Raw genomic sequence first — 25,239 nt, 5'->3', positions numbered from 1 at the left:
GATTACCAGTCAGAACGACACTGCTCCAAAACCTATCCTCTGGCATACTTTCCTCGACGTTCGTTGGATTACCAGTCAGAACGACACTGCTCCAAAACTTAAGGTGCGTCCCACGGCATCGCGAACGAGTTGGATTACCAGTCAGAACGACACTGCTCCAAAACCATTGAAGCAAAATTCTCCTGCAAAGAACGGCCAATCTGACTGTCGCTTGTCACTCAGCGCTCAACAAAGTCCATGTCAATGAGCCTTTTTTGCTCATGTTTGAATGCTGCCGGACTCACATTTTGTTCCAGAAGAAGCACGGGGACATTCGTAAAAAAGACATGCTCAAGGAATGCTTCCAGTCCTTTTTCTGTCAGAAAAGTTCTGAGATTCACGAACGTAATACACTGAGTGACACCCGCATCAAGTACAAATGAAAGGAAATCCATACAGTTTTCAAGGACCGACCGTTGGGGTTCGTGCCCAACCCCAAACCCAAACGTTCTGACGAACCGTTGCATGTCCCATTCTATTTCAAATCCGTACTCGGCATGCATTGTCATCGCCAATGACATGTATGCCGAAACAATGTTGGCAGCCGATTTGTCTATGAAGGCTCGCAGTTCCTCATCCTCAAGCAACGCCATCTGAAACTTCCGCGTCACCGCTCCAAGCAGGTGCTTGTTGTCCCACGGTAGCGACAAAGGGGACTCTACAAGGATAAGGGCGTCCTTTGACGACAGCTCGTTACCCTCGTTATCCCAAAGGGTGTAAGGTTCCAGCGCATCTCTCCCCCGCCCACCGCAAAGCGACAAGCAAATACGGGAGAACAACTCAGCGTTCTCGATTTCCAACGTTGTAGCTCTACCAGGCTTGATTTCCAACGGGCTGTCGAGGCCCGAGAACGACAGTCTCATATGATCAGGAGCTCTTCCATGGTGTCCACCTCGTCATATGCACTTCGGTTGCCTACTATGTACTCCATGGTTGCAAACTGACTCTCGGTCACCTTCAGAACCTGAACAAGGCCGTCGGGCGGGCGATTCTTCCTCAGGCGCATCACTGCCGCCCCCGCCATTCCGTCGTTCGTGACGAGCTTTGCATACACGGACTCTTGCAGCATGAGGTAGCCATCATGCAGAAGGAACTTGCGGAAGATGCGGTAATTCCTGCGCTGAGCAGCCGTGTCTATTGGCAGGTCGAAGAAAACGATCAATCTCATGTAACGAATTCTCGCTTCCATAATCACACGATGTCGAAGGACTCTATCTCGCCTATTGACAGACGTCTGCGCAACGCATTGAGGCAGTCCTGGACATAGAGCGAGATGACCGAGCTAACCCTGTACTTTCCGTCCCGATAGCAGATGCTCACGTTCAGTACGTCCGTGAGGAGCCTTCGCATCTCACGAGTAAAGTCTCCGTCCATGTTGTCGTAGACAAGGCGGTCCACTATAGGACGAAACGGCTCCATGAGGTCGCACGCGAGGTTGAACTGGTTGTACTCGCTCTTGTGACAGATTCCAAGGGGCGTAAGATAACCACGGGATACAATCTCGCGGCTCACAGCCGAGAGGATGATCGCGTAACCGTAGTTCAGCGCAGCATTTACGGGACAATCGGTATCACGAGAGAACCCATCGCCAAAGAGGACTGGAAAATAGAGACGCGCAGCTGCAGCTTCACGATTGGTAGTGTCTCCTGACCTCACTTCGGACGCCATCTCGCCAAGCTGATGAGAGACCTCATCGCAGCTCCGCAACTCGAGAAGCCTCGCCTGGTGAGAAATCTTATCCTTCACCACGCGCTGCCAGACGCGCTTTTTGGATGGCTCGCTCCATTCAAGCTGTTCGGAGATACGCTTACTCGTGTTATGTGCGCCATAGAGCGGTAGATACTGCCCTATGGGATTGCACTTCTCATCTGATATCACGAATGATATCTTTTCCTTTGCCAGCTCGGAAAGCAGATATGCGCTGATAAACGCTTGGGTTGACTGAAGGGTAATGGACGAGATTTCCGAGAGGTGTACCTTGACCACCTCGTCCTCCTTGCGGATGACGAGGTAGCCGCCTTTGTAGCTACATTTGCATGGACTCTCGATGAGGATGTTCCTAAAGCCCAATGCGAGTTCGCCTCTCAAACATGCCCGTCACAGACTGGTCGATAAGAACATAACTTGTAGACTTATCGTTAAGGAGCTTGTTGTGCGTAATTCTTACCTGGCCAACGTTCTTTGAGCCATTGAGGCTTGATAGATCGAGCGTGTTGGTAGCCCCATTTGTAATAGAGATTATCCCAATGATTACCTTTGCTTTATCTCTCAGAGCAGCATCTTCAAACTGCCGCAAGTATTGACCAAGCTTCAGTTGGCCATGGAGTCGCACTCCGATTGTCAGTCCTCGTTCGATGAGAGCCAAGAAGAGGTCGCTTAGCTGGCTAGAAATACTCTGTACATCAGACGCTATCTCAGATGGCACTCCCTCCCTAGCAATCTCAGAACACATAGCAACGAGGGCCGTTTCTTCCAAGGTGAAAGCAAACTCAGTTGCATTACGTACTTCCTTTGCGCCTGTAATGACTAGGCGATCTCCATTGAGTTCAAGCAACTGCTTCTTGAGGATTCTCCGACGGATAATCTTGGTAAATTCAAGCCCTTCCTGGACGGCCAGCCCACTTGCATACTCGTCAAGCTTGGAAGAATCCCTCGCAATGGCTGAAGTAACCCTTACGGGCACCTGCGCAAAGCGCAGGACAGTCTTGCTCTTCTTCGCATCTCTTGCTTCATAGATGAAGAAGTATGCAAATTGTTCCCGTGAATAGCTTCCATATTTATTAGGATCGAGATCATCTTTAAGCGGCAACTCCAGCCTCTTATTACTTCTCGGTGAATAGATGGTCTGATCCCAAAAAGCACCCGTGTCCTCAACAGGCATGCGACTTATGAAGCACTGGCGATAGTTGAGCACTCGCCTGATATCTTCGACCGCTGCCTCGGCATCCCAGAAGATTTCGCCCGTCTCCTTGTCAAATTCAGAGGTCATAAAGCTGTTGACGATGAAGCCCTTCGTATGCGCCATGGAATGCGTTTTGTTGAACTCCCCCGCCTGTTTGCGAGCGTAGTCGCGCATGACGCGCGACAGGCCAATGGGATTGGCGTACACGCTCGGATGTCGCTTCTGAATGAAGAGGCCAACCCTGCAAGCCAGGTATGCGTCATGCGCATGGTGGAAGTCATTTGCCTCACGGCACTTCACCAGATCGGCAGCCTCGCGCAAGTCATGCGAGATGTTTGCCTTGACAGGAACGATCTTAGTGTTGGGATAACGCACCTCGAGCAGCGTCTGCACAAGCTTGACCGACTGGCTCGTCTCGACGAGCTGCCTCGCCACGAAGCCCTTCAGGGTCTTGTCATCGATGCGGTCACGCATGAAGAGGTTATTAAATTTCTTGTCTCCTATAAGCTTCGCTTTATGCAGCATGCGCCAATAGTCACCCATTCGGCGCCTGATGGCAGGGTCAATAAGCATCTCGTTCGTTTTACGCTGGTTTTCTTCACGGCAGACAAGCACTTTGTTTTCGAAGCTGTCATCCTTGATATATGAGCGCGGGATGATGTGGTCGACCTCGTACTTACCCGTATGAAGCTCTTCCAGCTTGATAGGCCGCCCAGAGTACATACACTTGCCTCGCTGCATAAAGTACAAAGACAGACGCTCGTCCAAATCGTTTGGCGCCTTCCCAAGCAGCTCGCTCCAGAGCTCTTGATCCTCCGTCTTGAAGTTCTCAAGGGCATTTTTGATGTCCTCATAGCGCCTGTTCGTGCGTCTACCCTTCTTGCGTGGGTCATCTTCCTCGCGCGTTACCTCGATAAAGACGTTTGATGGCGCCTTCCCAGCAATGGACGCAATCTCGTCCACGATGCGTATGGCCTGGTTGATGCTTCTGCGGATGGCCGGAGATCCAGGGAGGTCATTGACGCTCATGAGGCCTTCGCCCTGCCCTGCAAAGTACGCCTTGTTGAAGTCGTCAATCTTCTTCTGGAAGCCAAGGTCCTCGTCACGCAGCACCTCCATGAGGACCATGGTGCGGGAGCGTTGCCCTTCGTTGGGATTGCCCTCGCGGAGTACATCCATGATTGACACTCTTCCCGTGTCGGCATCAACCTTGATGCCTGTAAGCAGCTTTCGCGAAAGCCTACCCCACCCCGTAAAGCGCTTCTTGCAGATGACTTTTATCTGCTCGTCGGTGAGCTTGCCACCATGGTGTTCGCCATAGGCCTGTTCGATCTTGCGCTTGAGAATTGCACGATCCTCGAACAGGGTGTTCCAGAGGATGATCTGTTCGATCATCGGATAGTCTGCTTCGTCCAGCGCAGCGGTCTTGAAGACGTCCTTACAAAAGAAGATGTACGAGCCGAGTTTCGACTCGAAGCTGTTCTCCCCTTGGCCACCGCGCACGTGGGCGTTTGCCCAATTTTCCTCGCGCTCGAGCCAATCAGCCACCTTATTGTAGGCCACCGAGCGTGTCTTGCGAAACAGGTCGTGAAGAATGCCCTCACGCTGAGCGACGTCGAAGCGCCGCCAGTCATCGCCATCAATCGTCCAGCGTGCTCCATTGAGCTCGTTGAGCACACAGTACTCCTCGTACAAGAGCGAGCACTTGGGCAGGACGGGCTCTCCCTGAAGATAGGTACAATCGCCTGTCATGCGCAGGATGAACTTCTCGGCGCTTTGGTCGCAGTCGATGATCTGATCCCAGTTCCAGGGAGTAATGACTGTGTCTTTCATACCAGGCCTGCGCTCCGACCACGCAAAGCGCTGTTTGCCCTTGTGGTCAAGCGAGGCATTCTTGCTGCTTAGTGGCCCAACGTAGTACGGGATTCGGAACGAGACAAGCGATTCGATCTTCTTTTCTTCCTCTAGAAGGAAGGGATGGTGCTTCCCCTGGTTCTTGAGGATGGCGCGCAGCTCCTCAAGGTGGAGCTGGTAGTAGATGCTTCCGTTATCGCTTGTCTTAAGCCTACGAAGGAACTTCTCTTCGGCAAAGCGCTTCATCATACCCTGATAACGCTTGTCTTGCTCGGCTTGAGTTCCCTTGAACAGCTTCTCTACCGACTTTTTGAAATCGTCATAGGAAGCCTTAGTAGTGCCAAGGTTGTAGCGGGTATAGCCTTGTGCTTTGTCTACGTTGTAGTCATTTGAGTCCTCGTATGTCTGTCCACGGAAGAACGCGTCGTAGTTTTCCCTCGATACATACGTACGAGCAAGATTCTTCAAAAGCTTCAAGTCCTTGCCATACTGGTCATACTTGGCAACCATGTTTGCAGAGATGGTTTGCCCTGGCGCATACGAGAGAAGCTCCTGCAGGACGTAGGCCGAGTACACAGCGCAGAGCACCTGAAAGAGCTCGCCGCTGTCATCTGGAATAGCGTCACGGATGGCCTCGACATCGTCGTCCGACGAGAGATGAATCGCCGTCTTTTCGGCGCAAAACTCGCCGAATACATCCTTCAGCTCGGTCTTGAGGCCGACGACTGCCTTTGCAAGCGCGCTGTTGCATGACTTGCTCTGCTTGGTATCTCCGCAATCGACGCCAAAAAGCTTGGCGAGCTCCTTTGCTTGGTCGGCACGCCTCTCTTTGCTGTTTGTCAAGATATCAAGTATGTGACTGTCGGCCTCTGCAAGATCATCGACACTCGTCCACGCACACACGTAGCCGCGCTCAGCGCACCAATCGTCTAACGCCTGGCGCAGGCTCCGCACAGCCTCGGCGGGGTTTGCATTATGGGAGCTGAGATTCTTGTTGTCCTCACGCAGGAAGTTGCCCCTATGCTTCACGATATTGTGGGCGGCAAGGTAGATGAGTCGAATGTCGGCTTTCTCATCAGTTTCCATGAGCCATTTGCGAAGGTGATAGATGGTGGGAAAGCGCTTGTAGTAATCCTTCTCGGTAAAGTCCGTATCGTTGAAGAGCGGCCACCTATAGCCCGCATGTCCTTCTGCGCGGTCCTCTACATGAAGGCGTGACTGGCGAAGTCTGATGAAAAACTCGGAATCAACCTTATTGACCTCATCTTGGAAAAGCCCTTGCAAGAGGTCGAGGCGCCAGCGCCTGCGCACATAACGACGACGCTGACCGCGATGCTGACGGGCACCAGCTGCAGTTTCTGCGGCATCAAAAAGTCTGCTGCCCAAGGTCGGCTTGCCCTTAAAGTGCGCCATGCTTCCATTGCTGTCCGTAACGGCCCAACCGACGGAGTTGGTGCCCAGGTCGAGACCAATGCTGTAGTCACCCGTAGCATTGCGGAGGTTCATGCGCTTTCCTCTCTCCTAGCAAGGTGCTAGACTGTCCTCGTTCTGAATTGCCAGTCAGAACGACACTGCAAGTCAAAATACGGCTTAGCCATATCTGCCCTTTTGGGCGCCGCGTAGGCGGCTACTTGACTGGCGTGACCACCCTTGGATGTACTCCAAGGGTGGTCTTTGTTTAAAGCTAACACTAGGCACGGACACAAGCGACGTGACATCGCCCGAAATACCCATGCATTCGGCCTCTGTGTGCGACATGAAAGCGTTGCGGACCGCAGCCGCGCGTGAGACGTCTTAACGGCAGCAAAAACCGCGCACAGAACGCCTCGGTTATGGAGAGGATCGGCATTTACCCGGGATTTCATCGACTGAAGGAAATCCAATGCACAGTGCCCTATGCATAGCCGTTGCACGAACGCATGGGCCGTCATTAACAGGACAGACCGCTGGGCAACCACGCTCCACACCCCCGCCTGGAAACGAGGACAATCCAGGCAACCTGCTACCCCAAAGGCCTTGTCCCAAGTACCTCCTCCGCCAAAAAGCGCGGCCCCCGGATGTCCCAGGAGCCGCGCTACGCGTTCTGCCATGTCGTCCCCGCCTTACTCGCGGAACGCGATCTCCCCCGTCTCGGAGTCCATCGACTCCACGATGGCCAGCGAGTCGACGCGGTAGCCCTTGGCCCGCAGACTGTCGCCGCCTGGCTGGAAGCCCTTCTCCACCGCGATGCCAATGCCCTCCACAGTGGCGCCCGCGGCCTCGCATATCTCTACCAGGCCGTCCATGGCGCAGCCGTTGGCCATGAAGTCGTCGATAATCAGCACGTGGTCGTCCTGACCCAGGAACTTGGCGGACACGATCACGTCGTACTCGCGCTTGTGGGTGAAGCTGGTGATGCGCGTGGAGTACACGGTGCCGTCCAGGTTCACGCTCTGGCTCTTCTTGGCGAAGACCACGGGCACGCCGAACTCCTCGGCCACGATGGCGGCGATGGCGATGCCACTCGCCTCGATGGTGAGGACCTTGTTGATGGGCGCGCCGTCGAAGTCGTGCCTCCACTGGCGCGCCATCTGACGGAAGAGCCCGATGTCCATCTGGTGGTTCAGGAACGAGTCGACCTTGAGCACCTGGTCGCTCTTTACTACACCGTCCGCCTTGATGCGCTCTTCCAGCAGCTTCACCTGCGACCCCCCCGCTGCTCGCGAATAGATTTGCAACAGGATACGACATCGCGCACGATGGCGGGTCATCCGGTGCCCAAGCCGACACAAAGCGTCCCAAAGGAGGCGGCACACAGCTTCACGCAACTATTGACCGACTTTGCTCATGACTTCGCATGGCGTCGCAAATCTAGTCGCCGTCTTGCATGTTCGAGAAAATGCATGCAGGTCATTTAGAGACTTTTTTGATGCTTTACCATCTTTCGTGAAAGGCCGTAGCGCCACTCTCACCTGGTAATACACAAATCACGTAACAATCTTGAAATATGTACGGAAACATGTTACAACGAACTTGGTCAGCGGTTGGCTCGCTAGCGGGGAAAGGTGGGTTGCCATGTCGGTCACTGGTGCTCTGGTCTTCGACTCCCTGTTCACGGTCATCGCCGTGCTGCTGCTCACGGCGGTCGTCTCTGGCATCGACGCCATCTGCCACAGGAGGCAGAACCAGTCTGGGCCCGAGGCCAACCACAGCAAGCGCTGCGACAGCTCCGCACAGCGCATCCGCCCCCAGGGGCTATATCCCCTCTAGCGCGTCGCAGGCGCTTCCGCCCAAAAACCTCGCGAGGCCGGCACGATGACCTGGCCGCGCAGACGCCCCGTGGGTCCGGCTGGCCCACGGGGCGGTTTGTTGCGCAGAAAACTGCTCGAGACACTCGCGGCAAAGAACGAAGGCTTCTCTCTTTCGTCTGCCTACTGCCGGTAATACCTCAGGAAGTCGTTGAGCTTCACCATGGCGTCCTCGAGCACCTCGATGCGCGGCAGGTAGACGATACGGAAGTAGCCCGGGGTCTCCCAGTTGAAGCCCTTGCCGTGCACGATCAGGACCTTCTTGTCTCGCAGCAGGTCGAGGGCGAAGCGCTCGTCGTCCTGGATGTTGAACTTCTTGGGATCGAGCCGGGGGAAGATGTAGAAGGCCGCCTTGGGCTTGACCACGCTGACGCCGTCCATGTCGCACAGCGCGTTGTACACGAACTCCCTCTGCTCGTAGATGCGCCCGCCCGGCACGATGTAGTCGTTCACGCTCTGGTGCCCCCACAGCGCCGTCTGCACGATGGACTGCGCCGGCACGTTGGAGCAGAGCCGCATGTTGGACAGCATGTTGATGCCCAGCATGTAGTCCTCCGCCATGTGCTTGTTGCCGCTCAGCACCATCCAGCCGATGCGGTAGCCCGCGATCATGTGGGACTTCGAGAGCCCGCTGAAGGTCACGCAGAAGAGGTCCGGCGCCAGCGAGGCGATGCTCACGTGCTCGCCGCCGTCCATGACCAGGCGGTCGTAGATTTCGTCCGAGAAGATGATCAACTGGTGCTCGCGGGCGATGTCGACGATCTCTTGCAGGACCTCGCGGGGGTACAGAGCGCCCGTGGGGTTGTTGGGGTTGATGATCACGATGGCCTTGGTGCGATCGGTGACCTTGGAGCGGATGTCGGCCATGTCGGGGTACCAGTCGCTCTGCTCGTCGCAGAGGTAGTGCACCACGGTGCCGCCGGCCAGCGTGGCGCAGGCCGTCCACAGGGGGTAGTCGGGACTGGGGATCAGGATCTCGTCGCCGGAGTCGAGCAGCGCCGACATCGAGAGGTTGATCAGCTCGCTCACGCCGTTGCCGGTATAGATGTCGTCCACCGAGACGTTGGGCAGGCCCTTGATCTGCGAGTACTGCATGATGGCCTTGCGAGCCGCAAAGAGGCCACGCGACGCGGAGTAGCCCTCGCAGTCGGTGAGCTGGTGGCGCATGTCGTGGACGACCTCGTCGGGCGTCCTGAAGCCAAAGGGCGCCGGGTTGCCGATGTTGAGCTTGAGGACGTGGGTGCCGCTCTCCTCCATGCGGTTGGCCTCGTCGACCACGGGTCCGCGCACGTCGTAGAGGACGTTGTCAAGCTTGCTGGACTTCTTGAACTGGCGCATCTTGCTTCCCTTCGAAGGCTGCGCACCGGCAGCATGGCTGTGGTCGGTCTGGAGGCTGGAGGTCGCGGGGGACGACGTTGCCGCAGATGCCGCATACGACTCGTGCGTCGTGGATGCCTCTCGCGCCGCGGATGCGTTGGACGCCGCGGATGCGACCTCCGCCGTTTCGGGCCCGAAGGCCCCCGTAGCTCGTCCCTTGCCCCGCGCGAGCCAGTCGACGTCGACGCCGAGGAGCGACGCGAGCAGCGCCATGGAGGCCGAGCGCGGCAGGGTCTTGCCGCTCACGTACTGGCTCAGTTGGCTCTTGCCGAGCTTCTCTCCCCTGTCTTCCGCCGCGCGGATGAGGTCGACTTGCTTGAGCCCGCGCTCTGCCATCGCCTGCTCGAGGCGGGCTGAGAACGCCTGGACGTCGGTCTTTCCTGCCATGTCCCTCCTCTTGTTCAATTCTCTTGTCGTGTGAAGTTCAATTTAGGGGAGAGAATAGCACTCACACAACCGGAATAGTGGCTCAAGTTCAAAATAGTTTTGAACTCCTCGTGGCGCCTATGGATCGCCGGGGCGCGAGCGGACGCGTCGGCCGCACGCCGGCACCACTCGCGTGCGCGTTGAGCACCGGTCACGTAACGACGGCATTCCTGTCAGAATGCTGTCTTTTCTCCCCGGCAACTGGTCAAACGCAAGAATCGACAGCATTCTGCAAGATTTGCTGCCTTTCCCATGCGGGACGGGTGCAATTCCGTCGGCGCGGCCAGCCCCAAGCAAAGGCGCGAACCCCCACCCCGTGCCAGAATCGTCCTTGACCCCCACGTAACGTGAGGCCGTACGCTCGTGCCAAGGAGGTGCCACAGTGGAGAAGTACACGACAAAGCAGCTGGCGGAGCTCGCAGGCACGAGCGTACGGACGCTCCACTACTACGAGGAGGTGGGCCTGCTGCACCCCAAACGCATGCCCAACGGCTACCGCAGCTATGGTCCCGCTGACGTGGAGCGCCTGAGGCAGGTCCTCGTCATGCGGGCATGTCGCATGCCACTCGCCGAGATCAGGCAGTTGCTCGACGGCAGCGACGCCGGCGCGGTCGGACTCCTCGCACGGCACCTCGAGGAACTACGCGCGCAGGAACGCCAGGTCAAGGAGGCCATCGCGCGCACGAGGGCAGCCATGGAGCTGCTGGAGGGAGTGAGCAGGATGGGAACGAAGGAAGGCTTCGAGGAGCTCAAGCAGCGTCGGCTCGAGGAATTCGAGAGCAGCTACGGCAACGAGGCGCGCAAGCGCTATGGGACTGACGTCATCGACCAGACCAACGAGCGCCTGATGGGCCTCTCGCAGGAGGAGTGGAACGAGAAGGACCGGATCGAGAAGCGCATCATCGAGCTCCTGGCGGAGGCCAAGGCAGACGGTGACCCGCGAGGCCCCAAGGCTCAGGAGCTCTGCCTGCTCCACCAGCGCTGGATCAAGATCCACTGGGGAGAGGAGAGCTACAGCACAGAGGCGCACTGCGGACTGGCCAGGCTCTACCTCGCCGACCCGCGCTTCATCGACTACTACGACGGTGCAGCGGGGACGGGGGCGACGGAGTTCCTCGTCGCCGCACTCGAGGCCAACCTCTAGGCCTCACGGCGGCGCGCGAAGTGCCCTTGAGGCTATCTGCGTGCCAAAAAACTGCGCATTGGATTTCTTTCAGGCGAATGCGACCTGGGCAAACGTCCGTCATCTCCACAATTCGGAGCTACCGTGCGCAATTTTTTTCGCGTGACGCCACGAAGACCACGCGACGGACGTAGTCGACGCCCCCGAACGATATCCGCGGGCCCGACGCACCGCCGCTCCCGATGCACTCGCTGCGCCCGACGCACCGCCGCTCCCGATGCACCCGCAGCACAAAAGGGCTGCGACCCCAGACGGAGCCGCAGCCCTTCCCCATCCCAGCCGGCACGAGGGCCGACCAACCTGCGCTACTTGGCGGGCAGGACGTCCTGTCCGTAGGTGTCGGTGAGGTACTGCTTGAAGTCGTCGGAGGTGAGCACGGCGACCAGCTTCGCGATGCACTCGTCGTCCTTCTTCTGGGGCCTGGTCACGATGTAGTTGGCGTACTGCTCGACGGCCTTGCTCTCCGCGGACTCGATGGCCACGGCGTCAGCCACGTGCAGGCCGGCCTCGATGGCGTAGTTGCCGTTGATGACGGCGAAGTCCACGTCCTGGAGCTGACGCGCGACGGCGGCTGCCTCCACCTCGACGAACTTGAGGTTGTGGGGGTTCTGGGCCACGTCGAGAGGCGTCGCGTCGAGCTTCTCGGGGTCGCTCAACGTGAGCAGGCCCTCCTGCTGCAGGAGCAGGAACGCACGACCCTCATTGGTGGGGTCGTTGGGCACGGCGATGGAGGCGCCGTCGGCTATGGCCTTGAGGTCACTCGACTTGCCCGCGTACACGCCGAAGGGCTCGTAGTGGATGGCGGCGACGCCCACGAGGTCGGTGCCGTTCTGCTCGTTGTAGTTGTTGAGGTAGTTGATGTGCTGGAAGTAGTTGCAGTCCACCTCTCCGGAGCTCACCACCTGGTTGGGAATGATGTAGTCAGTGTACTCGCGCACGTCCAGCGTCAGGCCCTGCTCCGCCAGCTTGGGGGCGGCGAAGTCGGTCAGGATCTTGGCGTGAGGCGCGGGGGACGCGGCGACGGAGAGGGTCGAGGCGTCCGCGGCGGCGGAGCCGCTGCCAGGCTTGGAGCCGCAGGCGGCAAGGCCAGCGAGGGCAAGAGCGGCGGCGGAGGCAGAGACGAAGTTCCTACGAGTGATCATCGTTGTTCCTTCCCTTTAGCTAATAATTTATTAATTGATGTGATGGAATTCGGACAGACAAGTGCGTGGCACAAGAGGTCACACTCGGGGCAACCCAGCGCCCCGAAGCCTCCCCTAGCGGTGGTCGATGCGCTTGGCCACGAGGTCGCAGCTGCTCTGGATGGCCTGCACCAGCACCACCAAAAGCACGATGGTCAGGATCATCACGCCGTCCTCGTAGCGGTAGTAGCCGTAGCGGATGGCGATGTCTCCCAGGCCGCCGGCACCCACGGCACCCACGATGGCGGTGTATCCCAGGACCGAGATGAGCGTGACCGCCACGCCGCGCACGATGGAGGGCAGGGCCTCGGGCAAAAGCGCCGAGAAGACCACGCGGGGGACGGTGGCGCCAAAGGACTCGGCCGCCTCGATGGAGTCGCGCGGGACCTCGGCCAGCGACTGCTCGATCATGCGCGCCACGAAGGGCGCGGCCGAGAGCACCAGCGGCGGGATGGTCCCCCGCACGCCCACCACCGTTCCCACCAGCGCCTTGGTCATGGGCATGACCGCGACCAGCAGGATGATGAAGGGGATGGAGCGGGTCATGTTGACGATCCATCCCAGCACGGCGTTGAGCGCGCGATGGGGCCTAAGACCTCCGGGGACCGTCACATAGAGCACGACGCCCAGGAAGGTGCCGATGAGGTAGGCGATCGCGGTGGAGAAGAACAGCATCGCGAGCGAGGCCAAGAAGCCCTGGGCGAGGAGCCCCGAGTACTGGTCGAGAAGCGACTGCAGGCTACTCATGCCAATCACCCCTTCCGAGCAGGGCGCGGGTCGTGGGATCCTGGGGGTTGGAGAAGACCTCGTCCACGGAGCCGGTCTCGACCAGCTTGCCGCGCACCAGCACGGCGACGTCCTTGCAGATGCTCTTGACGACATCCATGGAGTGGGTGATCACCAGCATGGTGACATCGGTCTCCTGGTTGACCTGGCGCAGGGTGTCCAGCACGGAGGCGGTGCTCGCAGGGTCCAGCGCCGAGGTCGCCTCGTCACAGAGGATGTACTCCGGGTCAAGGGCCAGGGCACGCGCGATGGCGACGCGCTGCGCCTGCCCGCCCGAGAGCTGGGACGGGTAGGCCCCGGCCTTGTCTGCCAACCCGACGCGGTCCAGGAGCTCGAGGGCATGTCTGCGGTCCGCCTCGGTGACACGGCCGTTGGCGGCCAGGAAGGGGAAGCAGACGTTCTGCAGCGCCGTCTTCTGCGCCAGGAGGCCGAAGCCCTGGAAGATCATGGCGACGCGGCGACGGTAGCTGCGCAGCGCGGCGCCCTGCAGGTCGGTCACGTCCTGACCGTCCACCACGATGCGACCCGAGGTCGGGCGCTCGAGGAGGTTGACGCAGCGCACGAGCGTGGACTTGCCCGCACCCGAGATGCCTATGATGCCAAAGACGTCGCCGTCGGGAATCGTGAGCGAGACGTCCCTCAGGGCGTGCTCCGCAGGGGCTCGGCCCGGTGCGTCAAAGCTCTTGCTTATGTGTTCCAGAGATATCAAATCGTCACTCCACTCGCGAGATGCATGGAGGGCAGGCCCCCTGCCAGGGACCGCCACGTGGAAAGCCCGGTCCCTATGCGCGAAGGCAAGGGCGCCCGGGCTTGGGCATCCTCATGTCCATCCCAGGGATGGCCGGGAGCGGGGTGGTATGTGAGCTTCTGTCATTCATCAGGTCCTATATCTTAGGCGGGAGGGGTACGAGTCACAAATACCAAGTTCCACTAACTGGTTATCTGCCATTTCGATAACAGGCGAGAGGAGATGGCGGCCGCACTCGAAAGCACGTCTAATCCGGCGGCACACCGTGCCTGGCAGGGCCACCTGCCTTGGCGGCATGCCAGACACGCCGACGCGGGGGGGCAGCGCGCGGCAGCAAGAAAAGCGCGCGAGCTCGACGGTGACCGTCAGCTTTTCCTCCCTCGTTCGTGTTGTTGGTAGATGGAGCCATCGAGGACATGCGGAAACGACACGCGAAGGGAGGTCCCATGAGGCAAGGAGCCAAGGGCGGGCACGAGCGCGCCGTCCAAGCGGAGGCCAGGCGCGTCGTCGATGCCTATTCGGACATGGTCCTGCGCCTGGCCATGAGCTACCTGCACTCGCTGCAGGACGGCGAGGACGTGTGTCAGGGCGTCCTTTTCAAGCTGCTCTGCCACGAGGGCGGCTTCAAGAGCCCGGAGCACGAGAGGGCCTGGGTCATACGCTGCACCGTCAACGCCTGCAAGGACCTGCTCAGAAGTGCGGGGCGCAAGAGACTGGTGCCACTTGACTCCGTGGCGGAGCCCACGGCCGCGCCAGACGAGGAGCCGGGCCGCTACGACGAGCTGCTGGAGGCGGTGCGAGAGCTGCCCGAGGCCTACCGACTGGCAGTGCACCTGCGCTACCTGGAGGGCTATGACATCGCACGAATCGCGGCGATCACGGGCGACAGCACGGCAGCCGTGACCAAGCGTCTGAGCCGCGCCCGCCAGATGCTGAGGACCAGATTGGGGGAGCATGATGAACGAGCTGTTTGACGACTACGCCAAGGGAATGGGCAAGTACTCGCTCTCTGAGGACCAGAAGGACCAGATGGCACGGCGTCTGGCAGATGCGGTGCTGGCAAGGGAGAGGGACAGCGCGAGCGCGGTGGGGACCGCATCCGGCGTCACGCGTCCTGCCACCCGCAGGCACGCCTGGTGGCGCGCCGCCGCGGCGGCCGCGGCGCTGACGGCGGCCCTGGGGCTGGGCGGGGTGGCCTATGCCACCGGCACCCTCACAGACGTCCAGGGGATCTTCGACGACATCTTTGCCGGCGCCCCTGCCGCGACCGAGGTCGTGAACAAGGTGGGACACCCCCTCGACGCAACGAGCTCGGACGGCGGCATCACCGTCACCGCCGACGCGGTCATAGGCGACCGCTCCAACTACGTCGTCGTGCTGAGCCTCGCCAAGGACGACGGCACACCCTTCGAGGGTCTGAGCGCCACCAAAGACGGCAAGCTCAACCTCATGTTCGGCACGGAGGACGTGATGGTGGACGGGGTCCGCGGCGCCTACGGCAGCAGCTACTTCTACGACCGCGACCCCAGTGACAACTCCATCCAGTTCGTGCGCCAGATCTCGCTCGTGGACAGCCAGAGCCTCGTGGGCAAGACCATGCGCGTGAGCCTGGGCGACCTGCGCCTCCTCGACGACTCGGGTTCCGTCAGCACGCTCGCTGACGCCGGCTGGAAGCTCAAGTTCAAGATGGACTACGAGGACAGCAGCATCGACCTGCCCGCAGGCCAGGGCATCGAGGTCGGTGGCATCAAGGGGCAGCTCAGGGAGGCGTCCCTCTCGTCCATCGCACTCAAGCTGGGCTACGAGCTCGACGAGGCGGCCAACGTCCCCGAGGGTCCCAGCGGCAGGATGGGCGACCAGATGTCCGCGCGCATTGACCAGCTCCTCGACCTGGGCACCGTGACGCTCAACATGAGGGACGGCACGACGGTCGAGGTCACCGACAACGGTGGCGGGAGCTTCGACGACAACTCCGCGACGTCGACCACGGTGGAGAAGAGCCTCTTCCTCCCCCAGGCCATAGACCCCACGCAGGTGGAGTCCGTCTCCCTGGCGGGAGCCACCATCCCCGTGGCGTAGGGACATGGGAGGCGGACGGGTGCCGACGTGGCAGCGCGGCAACGGCAGCACGAACGGACCCAGAGGCCAGGCGAGAGGGACCGCGCGTCCCTCTCGCTTTCCCTGTCCCAGATTCGGTGGCCTCTCCCTAGAAGATGACGGCAGAGAGGCTGACCACGCCATCCTTCCAGCCCGCCCGGATGCCGCCCTCGTACTGCTCGCAGATGCGCTGCGCGATGGAGAGGCCGATCCCGTAGCCCTGTTGGTTGCTGTGGGCCTCGTCCGCACGGTAGAAACGCTCGAAGAGGCGCGACCAGTCGTGACCCTCCCCCCGGGCAAAGCTGTTGGAGACCACGATCCTCGCGCCCCGCCTCCTGCGACCCGAGAGCGCGGCGCGCCTCACGGGGGACACCGACACCTGGATGCTGCCGCCCTCGTCGCAGTACTTGCAGGCGTTGTCCACCAGGAGGCGGACGAGCTGCACCACGCGCTCCACGTCCGCGAGGGCCATGACCCCGGGCTCGAGCTCACTCGCCAGGCTCACGCCGCGCCGCTGCGCCACCGACTCGAAGGGCTCCAGCGCCTCGCGTGCGGCGGCGGAGACGTCCACCTCGCAGAGCTCCTGGGAGTCCGCCCACTCGTCGGCGCGTGCGGTGTCAACCAGGTCCCTCACCAGACCGTCCAGGTAGTCGACCTGCCTCAGGGTCGAGCTGGTCCACTCTCCCTCGCCACCCAGGGCCTCGAGTATCTCGGTGTTGGCGCGGATCACGGCAAGCGGCGTCTTGAGCTCGTGGCTCGCATTGGTCACGAACTCGCTCTGGCGACGGGCCGCCTCGAGCTCGGGCTGGATGGCGCGACGCGAGAGGAACCACACGATCACGAACGAGAGCAAAAGCCCCGCCGCCAGGAAGTCCAGGGTGAGCGAGAGGACCTCCCTGCCCTCCCCCAGCTCCACGCTGCCGTCCACGAAGGCCACGACGTGCCCGCCGCCGTCGGCCTCGGCCACCTTGTAGTAGTAGTCGCCAATCGAGCCGGAGCGCAGGAGCGAGGGGATGACCGCCTGGGCGAGCTCCTGGGCTTTCTGGACGTCCATGTCCTCGTCGTAGCCCCCCACCAGCGAGCTCAGCCTGCCGTCGGCGTCAACGGTCACGAGCAAGTAGCGCAGGACACGCTGCGACTCAACGAGCGAGCGGCCGTCCACGGGCTCCTCGATCACGCCTCCGCCCTGGATGATGGCGTCGAGCACGCGGTCCATGCGCGACTGCGCGAGCACGATGTGGGCGCCGTTGACCAGCACGGCGATGAGGAGCATGGCCACGAAGAAGGCGGCGAGCATGATGGCGATGATCTTGATCCTGAGCCGCTGTATGGCACGTGCGCCCATCGATCGCTGCCCCCTCCTACTCCGCGCTGAGCCTGTAAGAGCCGTCCTCGCCGCGCACGATGGTGGCCTTGGACGCCACCGAGGCGAGCTTCGCGCGCAGGTACGAGACATAGAGCGCCAGGGTGTCCTCGTCCGCCTCGTCCTCCCCCTCCCAGACGCGTCCCAGGATGAAGCCGGGTCCCAGCGGTCGGTCGGCATTGAGCACGAGCAGCTGCAGGAGCTCCATCTCCTTCACGGAGAGGCGCACCGTGTTCTCGGCTGACAGCTCGAAGCTGTCAGCCCTGAGGCGCAGGTCGGCGTAGCTGAGGTCACGCGAGGAGTAGTCCGAGCGACGCTTGGTCATGGCGCGCACTCGGGCGAGGAGCTCGCGCATGGCGAAGGGCTTGGGCAGGTAGTCGTCCGCGCCTGCGTCGAGCCCCGCCACGCGGTCGTCCACCTGGGCCTTCGCCGTGAGCAGGAGGACCGGCACCACCACGCCGCGACGGCGCATCTCGGCCAGTGCGGCAAGCCCGTCCATGCGCGGCATCATGATGTCCAGGATGATCGCATCGAAGCTCTGGGACATGACCAGGTCGAGCGCCTCCTGCCCGTCGTAGGCGGGGACCACCTCGTAGCCGTTCTGTTCCAGGATCGCCTGGAGCGCGCGGTTGAGGTCGCGCGTGTCGTCCGCAACCAGGAGCCTCATCGCCCCTCCCCTCCCGCGGCGCGCTCGCCGCGGATCATGTCGCGTATGGCCTGCATCGAGAGGTCCGTCGAGGCGAGCTCGTCGGCGCAGCGCTTGAGCTCGCTGGTTATGAGCCTGAGGTCCCCGTCCAAGTCACGCTTGTACTTGAGCTGGTGCTCCAGCGAGGCCCAGGTGTCCATCGAGACGGTCCTGACCTGGACCTCGGTGAAGAGGCCCGACTCGAGCCTCAGCAGCAGATGGTAGCTGCGGTAGCCGTTGGGCTTGACGTGGCGGATGTAGTCCTTCTCGCCCACGACCTCCGCTTCCGGGAGGCGCGCGATGGCGTCACGCATGAGGTAGACGTCGCTCAGGAAAGCACAGACGACGCGCACGCCGATGATGTCCCTCACGTGGGCGAATGCAGACTCCGCGCTTGGCTCGAGGCCCTTGCGCAGGCACTTCTCGCGTATGCTCTGGGGCGTCTTGACGCGGCCCAGGCAATGCACCACCGGGTCCTCCCCACGGGAGTCCCTGAGCTCCGCGCGCAGGCGGTCGATGCGTTGGATGAGGGAGGCGAGCTCTGACTCCAGCTCGCCCAGGCGACCCCCGTAGATGGGGTCCTCCGCGGTCGTAGCCACGGCGTCGGCTTGCGTCGGGCCCTGGCCCGTGTTGGTCTGCGTCATGAATCAGCCCCCTGCGCTTGAGGTGTGAGAAGAACATACCCAAGGTCCTTGCGCCCGTGTCGGGCCAGCCGGCGAGCGATGCAATCGCCACAAGGGATAGACTGGTTGGACCCGCACCCATAGTCCGTTGGGGTCGCACCAAGAGACCATCAGGAGCCGCACCCAAGAACCGCCGGGTCCCTCACCCAGGACGCCGGGCACGCGGCCCGGCGGCATGCTTCGCAAGGAGACGCGCATGAGAATCACGCTCGCCATAGGACTTCTGCTCGCAGCCATAGGCGCCTACCTGCTGGTCACCGCCAAGAACCCACTCGCCCGCCAACGCGAGGGGGCCCTTGCCCGACAGGACCGCATCGGCGCGCGCACCAGCGGGATCATCGACCTCTCCGCTGCGGCGGGCCTCGTCGTGCTGGGAGTCTTTCCGCACGCGACGATAGCCGCCTCCGCCGTGATAATCGCCGGCTTCGCGGTGGCCTTCGTCTACCAGTCCCAAGCCCGCCGGGGCTAGGCCTCGAGGAACCACTTCCACGCGGGGACCTGTCGTATCCTCCGGTTCCCCTGGACGTAGGACGCCTCGTCGCCCCCCGCGACGACGAGCGTGGCCTCCTCGAGCCCCGTCTCCTCCAGCGCCTCCCAGAGCGCGCGAAGCTCCCTCGTGCGCGTCGTCTCGTCCTCGACGCCCACGCTGACCTGCACGAGCTCCAGCGCATCCTGGAACATCACGTCCCCCACCACGAAATCGACCTCGTAGCCGTGCCCCCTCGTGACGAAGGAGGAGACCGACTCCGCACGCGTGCCCACGTTCCTACGCCTCAGCTCGAGGTACACGGCGTCCTCCAGGCGCTGCCCGAGCTCGTTGGAGTTGGCACGCCCATTGGCGAGCGCCAGGCCCGGGTCGATCGCATAGACCTTGGGGGGCTTCCTCGTGCCCTCGGCCAGGGCATACGAGAACTCCTGAACGCGAAAGACCAGATAGGCCTGCTCGAGGTAGTCCAGCAGGGTGGCGAGGAGGGCACGACTCGTAGGAAGCCCAAGCGCCCTGAGGTCGCCCTCGGCGCGGCGGACCGAGAGCGTCTTGGCATTGGTCCCCAGCACCCGACGCGCGAACACGCTCGCCACGCGCGGACGGGCGAGGGCATGACGGTCGACGACATCCCTCACCACGACGCGCTGCACGTAGCCCTGCAGCAGCGACACGCGCTGCGCCGTGGGCAGCCCCAAGGCGGCCGGGAACCCGCCCTCCTCAAGATAGGCATCGAAGAGCCGCCGCAGGCTCAGCCGCTCGAGAGTCGAATGCGCCGGACCAAGCGAGAGCCCCGGCTCCTTCGCCCCGACGTATTCCCTGAACGAGAGGGGAAGCAGCTCGAAATCGATGGCCCGGCCCCTGAACTCCGTCGATATCTCCTGCGAGAGCATCTTGGACGACGAGCCGCTGACGTAGATGGTCGCCTTGGTCGTATCCACGACGCGTCGCAGCCACGCGCCCCAGCCATCCATCTCCTGCAGCTCGTCCAAGAAGAGGTAGGCCCCCTCCTCCAAGGCCGAGGGGCAGGTCGAATAGAACGTCTCGAGGACCTCGTCGCCTATGGCGGGCGTGACGGGGTCGAGCCTGTCATCCTCGAAGTTGAAGTAGCAGATGCGATCCCATGGCACGCCGGACTCGTGGACCCGAAGCATCTCCTGGAAGAGGCGATAGCTCTTCCCGCTGCATCGCATGCCCACGACGACCTTGACGAGGTTTCCCCTGCGTGGCGGCAGCAGATCGCCCAGGTCGAGCATGCGTTCGTGGATGGGCAGGTAGTCTGCTATGTCGAAGCCCCTGATCTGCTCGGCTATGAGTTCGTTCATGTTCATCCCTCCCTATCTGGCAATATAATCTTACCAGTTAGATTTTAAACTGGTAACTTCATCTTGCCAGTTAGGTATTATTGCAGGTAGAGATGGGCAAAAGCCGGCGTGGCGAGAGTCGCTTCGGCCCACCGCCCGGAACCGCCGCCCACATGCGCCGAGCGCGCGGTCCCTACTCGTCATCCGGGAAGCGCACGCCCGCCTGCCTGCGCGCCTCGTCCATTACGGCAAGCGAGTCCAGGGTCACCCGCTCGAAGCGGGCCACCCGTGCGAGTGCCACCTCCTCGCCCCGCGCTGCCGCGGCAAAGAGCTCCAGCTCACAGACCATGTCGTTCTGGGGCACGTCCGCACGCACCAATTCCTCGCTCCCGCCCACCGTCGAGTAGGCCATGCCCACGTCCTCGTGGTGGACGAGCCTGAGGTCGCGGGGGCAGCTCGTCTCGTCCCAGAGGAGGGTCGCCTCGTCGCCCATGACCTGGGATCCCAGGAGGTCGTCCCCCACCTTGCTGTAGCTGAGCTCTACCACCTTGTCCGCGTACTCCAGGGCAATGCTGCCCGCCAGGTCAACGCGCTGATAGGGGGACTCCGACCCCCAGGGCACGTCGATGGTGACCAGCGAGGCCCGCACCGCCTCCGGGCGACCGAAGAGGGCCACCGCCGGCTCGACGCAGTAGACGCCTATGTCTACGAGGGCGCCCTCGCCGAGCGCCGGGTCGAACTGGTTCACGTGCTCGCCGGCGCGCAGCCTTCCGATGCGCGAGGTGACCTTGCCGAAGCGCAGGCTTGCCTGGGTCACCCTGCCCAGTCGCCCCAGCGCGCCCTCGATGTTGTCGAAGCCCTGGGTGTGCAGGTTGCGCATGGCCTCCAGGCATACCGCGCCGTTGGTATGCGCGGCGTCGAAGAGCTCCTTGGCACGCCGCTGGTTGGGGGCCAGGGACTTCTCCACCAGGACGTGCTTCCCGGCGGAGGCGAGGACGAGTGCCTGCGGGACGTGCAGGCCGTTGGGAGAGGCGACGTAGACGGCGTCCACCTCGTCCGACGCCGCAAGCGCCTCCAGGTCGTCGAAGAAGAGGCGCGCGCCGCGAGGGCGACCGAAGCCCTCGGCCCGCGAGAGCTCGCGGGAAAAGGCAGCGACGTACTCGACGTCCGCCACCTCGCCCACGGCCTCGACGAGCCGCTGAGCGATGGCGGACGTTCCGATGGTGGCTATGCGTAGGGCTGGCATGGTGGCTCCTCTCGCTTGGGTGGATGGGAACGCAGCCGGGACGCGGCGAGTGCCAGCCCGGCCCGTGGCGTCACTACTAGGATGCGCCGCGGGCGGCAGCGACGGCCGCGGCCATCTTTGCCGGGTCGTTGAGACGGTCGGTCTCTATGCCCGTGTTGAGGGCGACGCCCCAGGGCGCAAGCCGGCCGATCGCGCCACCCAGGTTCTGGGACGTGAGGGCGCCGGCCAGGATGTAGGGACGGCACACGCCTCCGGCAAGCTCCCAGTCGAAGGCGACCCCTGCCTGCCATCCGCCATAGAGCACGACCAGGTCGGCCTTGCTCTGGTTGGCGCGCTCCACGTCCTCGGGGCCGGCCATGCGGATGGCCTGCACGATGGGAATGTCCACCAGCTCCCGCAGGAAGGTGATGTAGGGGTTGCCTTCGTTTCCGTGCAGCTGCACCACGTCCAGGACCTCGTCCGCGAGCTCGCTCACGTAGCCCAGGGGCTGGTCGACGAAGATGCCCACGGCGGGGATGGTGGGGTCCAGCTTGCCCACGAGCTCGCGCAGGCGGTCGCGGTCCACGTGTCGGTGGGAGCTAGGGTAGTTGACCACGAAGCCACAGAGGTCGGGCGTGAGCTCGTTGACCGTGCCGACGTCCTCGTCGCGGAAGATACCGCAGAGCTCGACCCTCGTGTAGGGGTCGGGGTTGTAGAGGATGTCGTGCGTGACGATGGTGGTGATCCTGCGGTCCAGCATGCAAAGCCCCTCTCGCCAAGAACGAAGCGTGCGCACCCCTGCATCATCGCACGAGAGGGAGCCCGGACGGGCGAGAGGGACGGGCGGCCTAGGCGCGCGGCTCCCCTCCCCTGGCGAAGAGCGCGATCATCTCGTTGGTGAGGCTCGAGTCGTCGGCGGGATCGAGGGGGACGTCGGCGCGGCGGACCCAGCCACCCAGCTGGAGCTCGTCGTGGTCGACGTGGATGGTGGGGTCTCCGTCGACGTCGCAGAAGAAACCGGCGAGGAGGGTGTCGGTGAAGGACCATGGCTGGCTCTTGTAGTAGCGGACGTTCTTGACCCTGAGACCCACCTCCTCCCTGACCTCACGCGCAACGCACTGCTCCAGAGTCTCGCCCACCTCGACGAAGCCGGCCACCAGCGCGTAGTGGTTGTAGGCGCGGCCGGCGTACTTGGTCATGACCAGCTCGTCGCCGTTGGTGATGCCCACGATCACGGCGGGGCAGATCTTGGGGTAGAGAACGTTGCCGCAGGCGGGACAGGCGAGCTCCCGGCTGGTGGCGACGTGGCCCAGCTCGCTGCCGCAGTGCCCACAGTAGCGGTTGGAATGGTACCAGTTGCGCAGCTGGTAGCCAGTTATGCCGGCGAAGGCCAGACAACGGGGCCGAAGGAAGCGGAACTGGTTCACGGGCTCGAGGCGGAAGCCCTCGGGCAGCTCCTCGCTGCCACGGGGGCGCGGGTCGCGCTCGGCCATGAAGAAGCGACGGTCGTCGATCGAGAAGAGGTAGCGTGGGGCGAGGTCGGGGGCGGAGAAACCCCAGTCGCGCAGGCGCGGGAGCTCGAGCTCGCCCGTGCCGCCATCCAGGCGCACGACCGCCTGGCCGCGACCGTAGGCCAGCACGTAGTCCTCGGGCCGCGCCTCGAGCGGTCGATAGGCGTTGTCGAAGGCGTAGCTGCCGATGTCCTGAATCACAGGTCCTCCCCCGTTGGCCGTCGGGGAAACATGATACGTCTGCCCGCGACCACGGGGGGCAGGTGTGGGAAAGCACAAGCAAATCGACGTCTTGGGGCATCTGGGGAGAGATGGCTGCGGTTTGCTTGTGGGCTGCGGCTTGCTCGTGTTTCTCAACGGTCCAAACACAAGCAAAACGGCGTCTCACGCCCCATAAAGCAGAAACGGCGCAGTTTGCTCGCGTTTCTCTCCCAATGAAACGCGAGCAGACCGCGCCACCAAGCAGTCCGCGCTACCGCAGGCAGACCGCTCCCGCGCCGTGGCCCTACAGCATCTGCCGGTAGATGTCCTTCAGCGCGGGATACATGCTGTGCCAGGTGCTGTAGTGCCCCCGATAGAGCGCGATGATCTCCTTGTTGGGAAAGACCATCTGCTCCTCCACCCGCGCGAGGCGGTGCGCGCACTCAGCCACGTCGGGAAAGGCCCCGCAGCAGACGCTCGCGAGCATGGCCGCGCCGAAGGCCGGGGCCTGGGGCGTCTGGGGAATCTGCAGGGGGATTCCCAGGACGTCGGCACAAATGGCCCTCCAGAGCGGGCTCGTGGCGCCGCCGCCGCAGATGGTCGAGGCCATGACCTCGACCTCCTCCGCACGGGCTATTTGCAGGCAGTCGCGCAGGGCGAAAGCGACGCCCTCCAACACGGCCTGGGTCATGTCGGCGCGGGTGGTGTCCATGCGCAGGCCCACGAAGGCGCCGCGCGCACGCGGGTCGTTGTGGGGGGTCCTCTCGCCCATGAGGTAGGGCAGGAAGTAGACGTCGTTCTGGCCCAGCTTGCCGCCGGCGACCAGCGCCTGCTCCGCGTCGTAGGAATCGGCACCCAGGATGTCGTCCATCCACCACTTGTTGCAGCCGGCGGCGGTGAGGATGCAGCCCATGAGGTTCCAGCCACCGTCGGCCGAGCAGAAGGAGTGCAGGGCGTTATGCTCGTCCACCACGCAGCCGTCGGTGGTCATGAGGATGGTCCCGGCGGTCCCCATCACGATGTTGCAGCGGCCCGGGCCCACGGCGCCCGTGCCGACGGCGGCGGAGGCATTGTCTCCCGCGCCGGCGCAGACCAGCGTCTCCTCGGGCAACCCCAGCTCGCGCGCCACCCCGGGAAGGAGGGTCCCCAGGGGCTCCCAGCTCTGGTGCAGCTGAGGGAGCTGCTGCTCGCGCAGGCCGCAGATAGAGAGCATCTGACGGCTCCAGCAGCGGTTGCGCACATCGAGCAGGAGGGTGCCCGAGGCATCGGAGAAGTCCGTCGCGTGCACGCCCGTGAGGCGGAAGTTGACGTAGTCCTTTGGAAGCATGACCTTGCGGATGCGGGAGAAGTTGACGGGCTCCTCCTCGCGCATCCACAGGAGCTTGGGCGCGGTGAAGCCCGCGTAAGCCACGTTGCCGGTGTAGGAGGCGATGGTCCTGCGGCCCACCTCGCGGTTGAGGTAGTCGACCTGGTAGCGGGTGCGGCTGTCGTTCCAGAGAATGGCCGGGCGGATCACCTCGTCGTCCTTGTCCAGCACGACGAGGCCGTGCATCTGGCCGCAGGCGCCGATGCCGGCCACCTGGTTGGCGTCAAAGCCCCGAAGCAGCTCGGGGATGCCCTGGCGGACGGCGTCCCACCACAGGATCGGGTCCTGCTCGCTCCAGCCCGGCTCGGGGAAGCTGATGGGATAGCTGCGGCTCCTGATGTTGAGGACCTCGCCGTCCTCGTCCATGAGCAGGAGCTTCGTCGCCGAGGTGCCGATGTCCAGTCCGATGAAGTACATGGGACGCCCCCTTAAGGCAGCTGCGGCAGATGAGCGGTGGGGCCGTGGCCTCGCCACGCCGTCCCCCATTCTATGCCTGTCGGAGCCGCGGATGCTTCTTGTGCCACACCGCGTGCGGCA

General features: G+C 62.6%; 22 protein-coding genes and 1 pseudogene. 5 read left to right on the top strand and 18 right to left on the bottom strand.

The annotated features are described in order from the left end of the window. Positions 1-218 precede the first annotated feature (218 nt). The 5 genes from csn2 to HMPREF1868_RS09425 all read right to left on the bottom strand — a co-directional run bounded on the left by csn2 (position 219) and on the right by HMPREF1868_RS09425 (position 7,476). Entirely contained in the window at positions 219-902 is a 684-nt protein-coding gene (gene csn2 / locus HMPREF1868_RS09445) for a type II-A CRISPR-associated protein Csn2 (RefSeq protein WP_062531803.1), read from the bottom strand. Then, positions 899-1,207 carry a CRISPR-associated endonuclease Cas2 gene (gene cas2 / locus HMPREF1868_RS09440; RefSeq protein WP_062531802.1) on the bottom strand — a complete coding sequence of 103 codons (309 nt, stop codon included), beginning with the start codon at positions 1,205-1,207 and terminating at the stop codon, positions 899-901. The genes csn2 and cas2 overlap by 4 nt, the downstream gene beginning before the upstream one ends. 23 nt (positions 1,208-1,230) lie before the next feature. Then, entirely contained in the window at positions 1,231-2,109 is an 879-nt protein-coding gene (cas1, locus tag HMPREF1868_RS09435; protein WP_062531801.1) for a type II CRISPR-associated endonuclease Cas1, read from the bottom strand. Beyond that, positions 2,099-6,301 carry a type II CRISPR RNA-guided endonuclease Cas9 gene (gene cas9, locus HMPREF1868_RS09430; protein WP_062531800.1) on the bottom strand — a complete coding sequence of 1,401 codons (4,203 nt, stop codon included), beginning with the start codon at positions 6,299-6,301 and terminating at the stop codon, positions 2,099-2,101. The genes cas1 and cas9 overlap by 11 nt, the downstream gene beginning before the upstream one ends. 596 nt (positions 6,302-6,897) lie before the next feature. Continuing rightward, the gene (locus HMPREF1868_RS09425) at positions 6,898-7,476 is read right to left on the bottom strand and encodes a xanthine phosphoribosyltransferase (RefSeq protein ID WP_062531799.1); all 579 of its coding nucleotides are present in this window, start codon (positions 7,474-7,476) and stop codon (positions 6,898-6,900) included. A 373-nt stretch (positions 7,477-7,849) separates the two neighbouring features. On the opposite strand from HMPREF1868_RS09425, the gene HMPREF1868_RS09420 reads away from it, so the two are divergent. Further along, a complete protein-coding gene (locus HMPREF1868_RS09420; RefSeq protein ID WP_062531798.1) occupies positions 7,850-8,044 on the top strand; it encodes a hypothetical protein in 195 nt (64 codons plus the stop codon). Positions 8,045-8,205: 161 nt separating this feature from the next. Here HMPREF1868_RS09420 and HMPREF1868_RS09415 read toward each other — a convergent pair whose 3' ends face one another. After that, the gene (locus tag HMPREF1868_RS09415; protein WP_082719620.1) at positions 8,206-9,846 is read right to left on the bottom strand and encodes an aminotransferase class I/II-fold pyridoxal phosphate-dependent enzyme; all 1,641 of its coding nucleotides are present in this window, start codon (positions 9,844-9,846) and stop codon (positions 8,206-8,208) included. 421 nt (positions 9,847-10,267) lie between these two features. Here HMPREF1868_RS09415 and HMPREF1868_RS09410 point away from each other — a divergent pair, with 421 nt between their 5' ends. Continuing rightward, the gene (locus HMPREF1868_RS09410; RefSeq protein WP_062531797.1) at positions 10,268-11,029 is read left to right on the top strand and encodes a MerR family transcriptional regulator; all 762 of its coding nucleotides are present in this window, start codon (positions 10,268-10,270) and stop codon (positions 11,027-11,029) included. 344 nt (positions 11,030-11,373) lie between these two features. On the opposite strand, the gene HMPREF1868_RS09405 is transcribed toward HMPREF1868_RS09410, so the two are convergent. From HMPREF1868_RS09405 to HMPREF1868_RS09395, 3 genes are all read right to left on the bottom strand, one after another. Continuing rightward, complete coding sequence (locus HMPREF1868_RS09405; protein WP_062531796.1) at positions 11,374-12,210, bottom strand: MetQ/NlpA family ABC transporter substrate-binding protein; 837 nt, start codon at positions 12,208-12,210, stop codon at positions 11,374-11,376. Positions 12,211-12,324: 114 nt separating this feature from the next. Next, positions 12,325-12,996, bottom strand: a complete 672-nt coding sequence (locus HMPREF1868_RS09400; protein WP_009278646.1) for a methionine ABC transporter permease — start codon at positions 12,994-12,996, stop codon at positions 12,325-12,327. After that, a complete protein-coding gene (locus tag HMPREF1868_RS09395; RefSeq protein WP_009278645.1) occupies positions 12,989-13,744 on the bottom strand; it encodes a methionine ABC transporter ATP-binding protein in 756 nt (251 codons plus the stop codon). Before HMPREF1868_RS09395 ends, HMPREF1868_RS09400 begins: the two co-directional genes overlap by 8 nt. A 485-nt stretch (positions 13,745-14,229) precedes the next feature. On the opposite strand from HMPREF1868_RS09395, the gene HMPREF1868_RS09390 reads away from it, so the two are divergent. Beyond that, positions 14,230-14,757 (top strand): RNA polymerase sigma factor, encoded by a 528-nt coding sequence (locus tag HMPREF1868_RS09390; RefSeq protein WP_009278644.1) that lies wholly within the window; start codon positions 14,230-14,232, stop codon positions 14,755-14,757. After that, a complete protein-coding gene (locus tag HMPREF1868_RS09385; RefSeq protein WP_062531795.1) occupies positions 14,741-15,862 on the top strand; it encodes a DUF4179 domain-containing protein in 1,122 nt (373 codons plus the stop codon). The genes HMPREF1868_RS09390 and HMPREF1868_RS09385 overlap by 17 nt, the downstream gene beginning before the upstream one ends. 127 nt (positions 15,863-15,989) lie before the next feature. On the opposite strand, the gene HMPREF1868_RS09380 is transcribed toward HMPREF1868_RS09385, so the two are convergent. The 4 genes and pseudogenes from HMPREF1868_RS09380 to HMPREF1868_RS09370 all read right to left on the bottom strand — a co-directional run bounded on the left by HMPREF1868_RS09380 (position 15,990) and on the right by HMPREF1868_RS09370 (position 18,572). Beyond that, positions 15,990-17,225, bottom strand: coding sequence for a sensor histidine kinase (locus tag HMPREF1868_RS09380; RefSeq protein WP_062531794.1), 1,236 nt, complete (start codon positions 17,223-17,225; stop codon positions 15,990-15,992). A 16-nt stretch (positions 17,226-17,241) separates the two neighbouring features. Then, entirely contained in the window at positions 17,242-17,568 is a 327-nt protein-coding gene (locus tag HMPREF1868_RS10230) for a winged helix-turn-helix domain-containing protein (protein ID WP_369817538.1), read from the bottom strand. 15 nt (positions 17,569-17,583) lie between these two features. Then, a pseudogene (locus tag HMPREF1868_RS10225) lies at positions 17,584-17,910 on the bottom strand (response regulator transcription factor); the annotation flags it as partial. Then, the gene (locus tag HMPREF1868_RS09370; protein ID WP_062531792.1) at positions 17,907-18,572 is read right to left on the bottom strand and encodes a GTP pyrophosphokinase; all 666 of its coding nucleotides are present in this window, start codon (positions 18,570-18,572) and stop codon (positions 17,907-17,909) included. The pseudogene HMPREF1868_RS10225 and the gene HMPREF1868_RS09370, both read right to left, overlap by 4 nt. 235 nt (positions 18,573-18,807) lie before the next feature. Here HMPREF1868_RS09370 and HMPREF1868_RS09365 point away from each other — a divergent pair, with 235 nt between their 5' ends. Then, a complete protein-coding gene (locus HMPREF1868_RS09365; RefSeq protein ID WP_009278639.1) occupies positions 18,808-19,080 on the top strand; it encodes a hypothetical protein in 273 nt (90 codons plus the stop codon). On the opposite strand, the gene HMPREF1868_RS09360 is transcribed toward HMPREF1868_RS09365, so the two are convergent. From HMPREF1868_RS09360 to xylB, 5 genes are all read right to left on the bottom strand, one after another. Continuing rightward, positions 19,077-20,420 carry an ATP-binding protein gene (locus HMPREF1868_RS09360; protein ID WP_062531791.1) on the bottom strand — a complete coding sequence of 448 codons (1,344 nt, stop codon included), beginning with the start codon at positions 20,418-20,420 and terminating at the stop codon, positions 19,077-19,079. The genes HMPREF1868_RS09365 and HMPREF1868_RS09360 overlap by 4 nt on opposite strands. 172 nt (positions 20,421-20,592) lie before the next feature. Further along, the gene (locus tag HMPREF1868_RS09355) at positions 20,593-21,645 is read right to left on the bottom strand and encodes a Gfo/Idh/MocA family protein (protein ID WP_062531790.1); all 1,053 of its coding nucleotides are present in this window, start codon (positions 21,643-21,645) and stop codon (positions 20,593-20,595) included. 76 nt (positions 21,646-21,721) lie between these two features. Further along, complete coding sequence (locus HMPREF1868_RS09350) at positions 21,722-22,384, bottom strand: phosphoribosylanthranilate isomerase (protein WP_062531789.1); 663 nt, start codon at positions 22,382-22,384, stop codon at positions 21,722-21,724. An 88-nt stretch (positions 22,385-22,472) separates the two neighbouring features. Next, on the bottom strand, positions 22,473-23,336 hold the full coding sequence (gene nudC / locus HMPREF1868_RS09345) for an NAD(+) diphosphatase (protein ID WP_062531788.1): 864 nt from the start codon (positions 23,334-23,336) through the stop codon (positions 22,473-22,475). Positions 23,337-23,640: 304 nt separating this feature from the next. Continuing rightward, positions 23,641-25,119, bottom strand: a complete 1,479-nt coding sequence (gene xylB, locus HMPREF1868_RS09340; protein WP_062531787.1) for a xylulokinase — start codon at positions 25,117-25,119, stop codon at positions 23,641-23,643. Positions 25,120-25,239 lie beyond the last annotated feature (120 nt).

This window comes from Olsenella sp. DNF00959 (assembly GCF_001553055.1).
Lineage (GTDB): Bacteria > Actinomycetota > Coriobacteriia > Coriobacteriales > Atopobiaceae > Olsenella_I > Olsenella_I phocaeensis.
Note: the sequence above shows the minus strand (reverse complement) of the source record. Positions and strands in the feature narration are given on the sequence as shown.

Bases quoted from the DNA above. Each gene is read 5' to 3' on its own strand.
- HMPREF1868_RS09350 (WP_062531789.1), bottom strand. From the start codon at position 22,384: ATGCTGGACCGCAGGATCACCACCATCGTCACGCACGACATCCTCTAC.
- HMPREF1868_RS09415 (WP_082719620.1), bottom strand. From the start codon at position 9,846: ATGGCAGGAAAGACCGACGTCCAGGCGTTCTCAGCCCGCCTCGAGCAG.
- cas9 (WP_062531800.1), bottom strand. From the start codon at position 6,301: ATGAACCTCCGCAATGCTACGGGTGACTACAGCATTGGTCTCGACCTG.
- xylB (WP_062531787.1), bottom strand. From the start codon at position 25,119: ATGTACTTCATCGGACTGGACATCGGCACCTCGGCGACGAAGCTCCTG.
- cas2 (WP_062531802.1), bottom strand. From the start codon at position 1,207: ATGAGATTGATCGTTTTCTTCGACCTGCCAATAGACACGGCTGCTCAG.
- HMPREF1868_RS09385 (WP_062531795.1), top strand. From the start codon at position 14,741: ATGAACGAGCTGTTTGACGACTACGCCAAGGGAATGGGCAAGTACTCG.
- HMPREF1868_RS09365 (WP_009278639.1), top strand. From the start codon at position 18,808: ATGAGAATCACGCTCGCCATAGGACTTCTGCTCGCAGCCATAGGCGCC.
- HMPREF1868_RS09405 (WP_062531796.1), bottom strand. From the start codon at position 12,210: ATGATCACTCGTAGGAACTTCGTCTCTGCCTCCGCCGCCGCTCTTGCC.
- HMPREF1868_RS09390 (WP_009278644.1), top strand. From the start codon at position 14,230: ATGAGGCAAGGAGCCAAGGGCGGGCACGAGCGCGCCGTCCAAGCGGAG.
- HMPREF1868_RS09355 (WP_062531790.1), bottom strand. From the start codon at position 21,645: ATGCCAGCCCTACGCATAGCCACCATCGGAACGTCCGCCATCGCTCAG.
- HMPREF1868_RS09400 (WP_009278646.1), bottom strand. From the start codon at position 12,996: ATGAGTAGCCTGCAGTCGCTTCTCGACCAGTACTCGGGGCTCCTCGCC.
- HMPREF1868_RS09360 (WP_062531791.1), bottom strand. From the start codon at position 20,420: ATGAACGAACTCATAGCCGAGCAGATCAGGGGCTTCGACATAGCAGAC.
- HMPREF1868_RS09380 (WP_062531794.1), bottom strand. From the start codon at position 17,225: ATGGGCGCACGTGCCATACAGCGGCTCAGGATCAAGATCATCGCCATC.
- HMPREF1868_RS09420 (WP_062531798.1), top strand. From the start codon at position 7,850: ATGTCGGTCACTGGTGCTCTGGTCTTCGACTCCCTGTTCACGGTCATC.
- csn2 (WP_062531803.1), bottom strand. From the start codon at position 902: ATGAGACTGTCGTTCTCGGGCCTCGACAGCCCGTTGGAAATCAAGCCT.
- HMPREF1868_RS10230 (WP_369817538.1), bottom strand. From the start codon at position 17,568: ATGACCAAGCGTCGCTCGGACTACTCCTCGCGTGACCTCAGCTACGCC.
- HMPREF1868_RS09370 (WP_062531792.1), bottom strand. From the start codon at position 18,572: ATGACGCAGACCAACACGGGCCAGGGCCCGACGCAAGCCGACGCCGTG.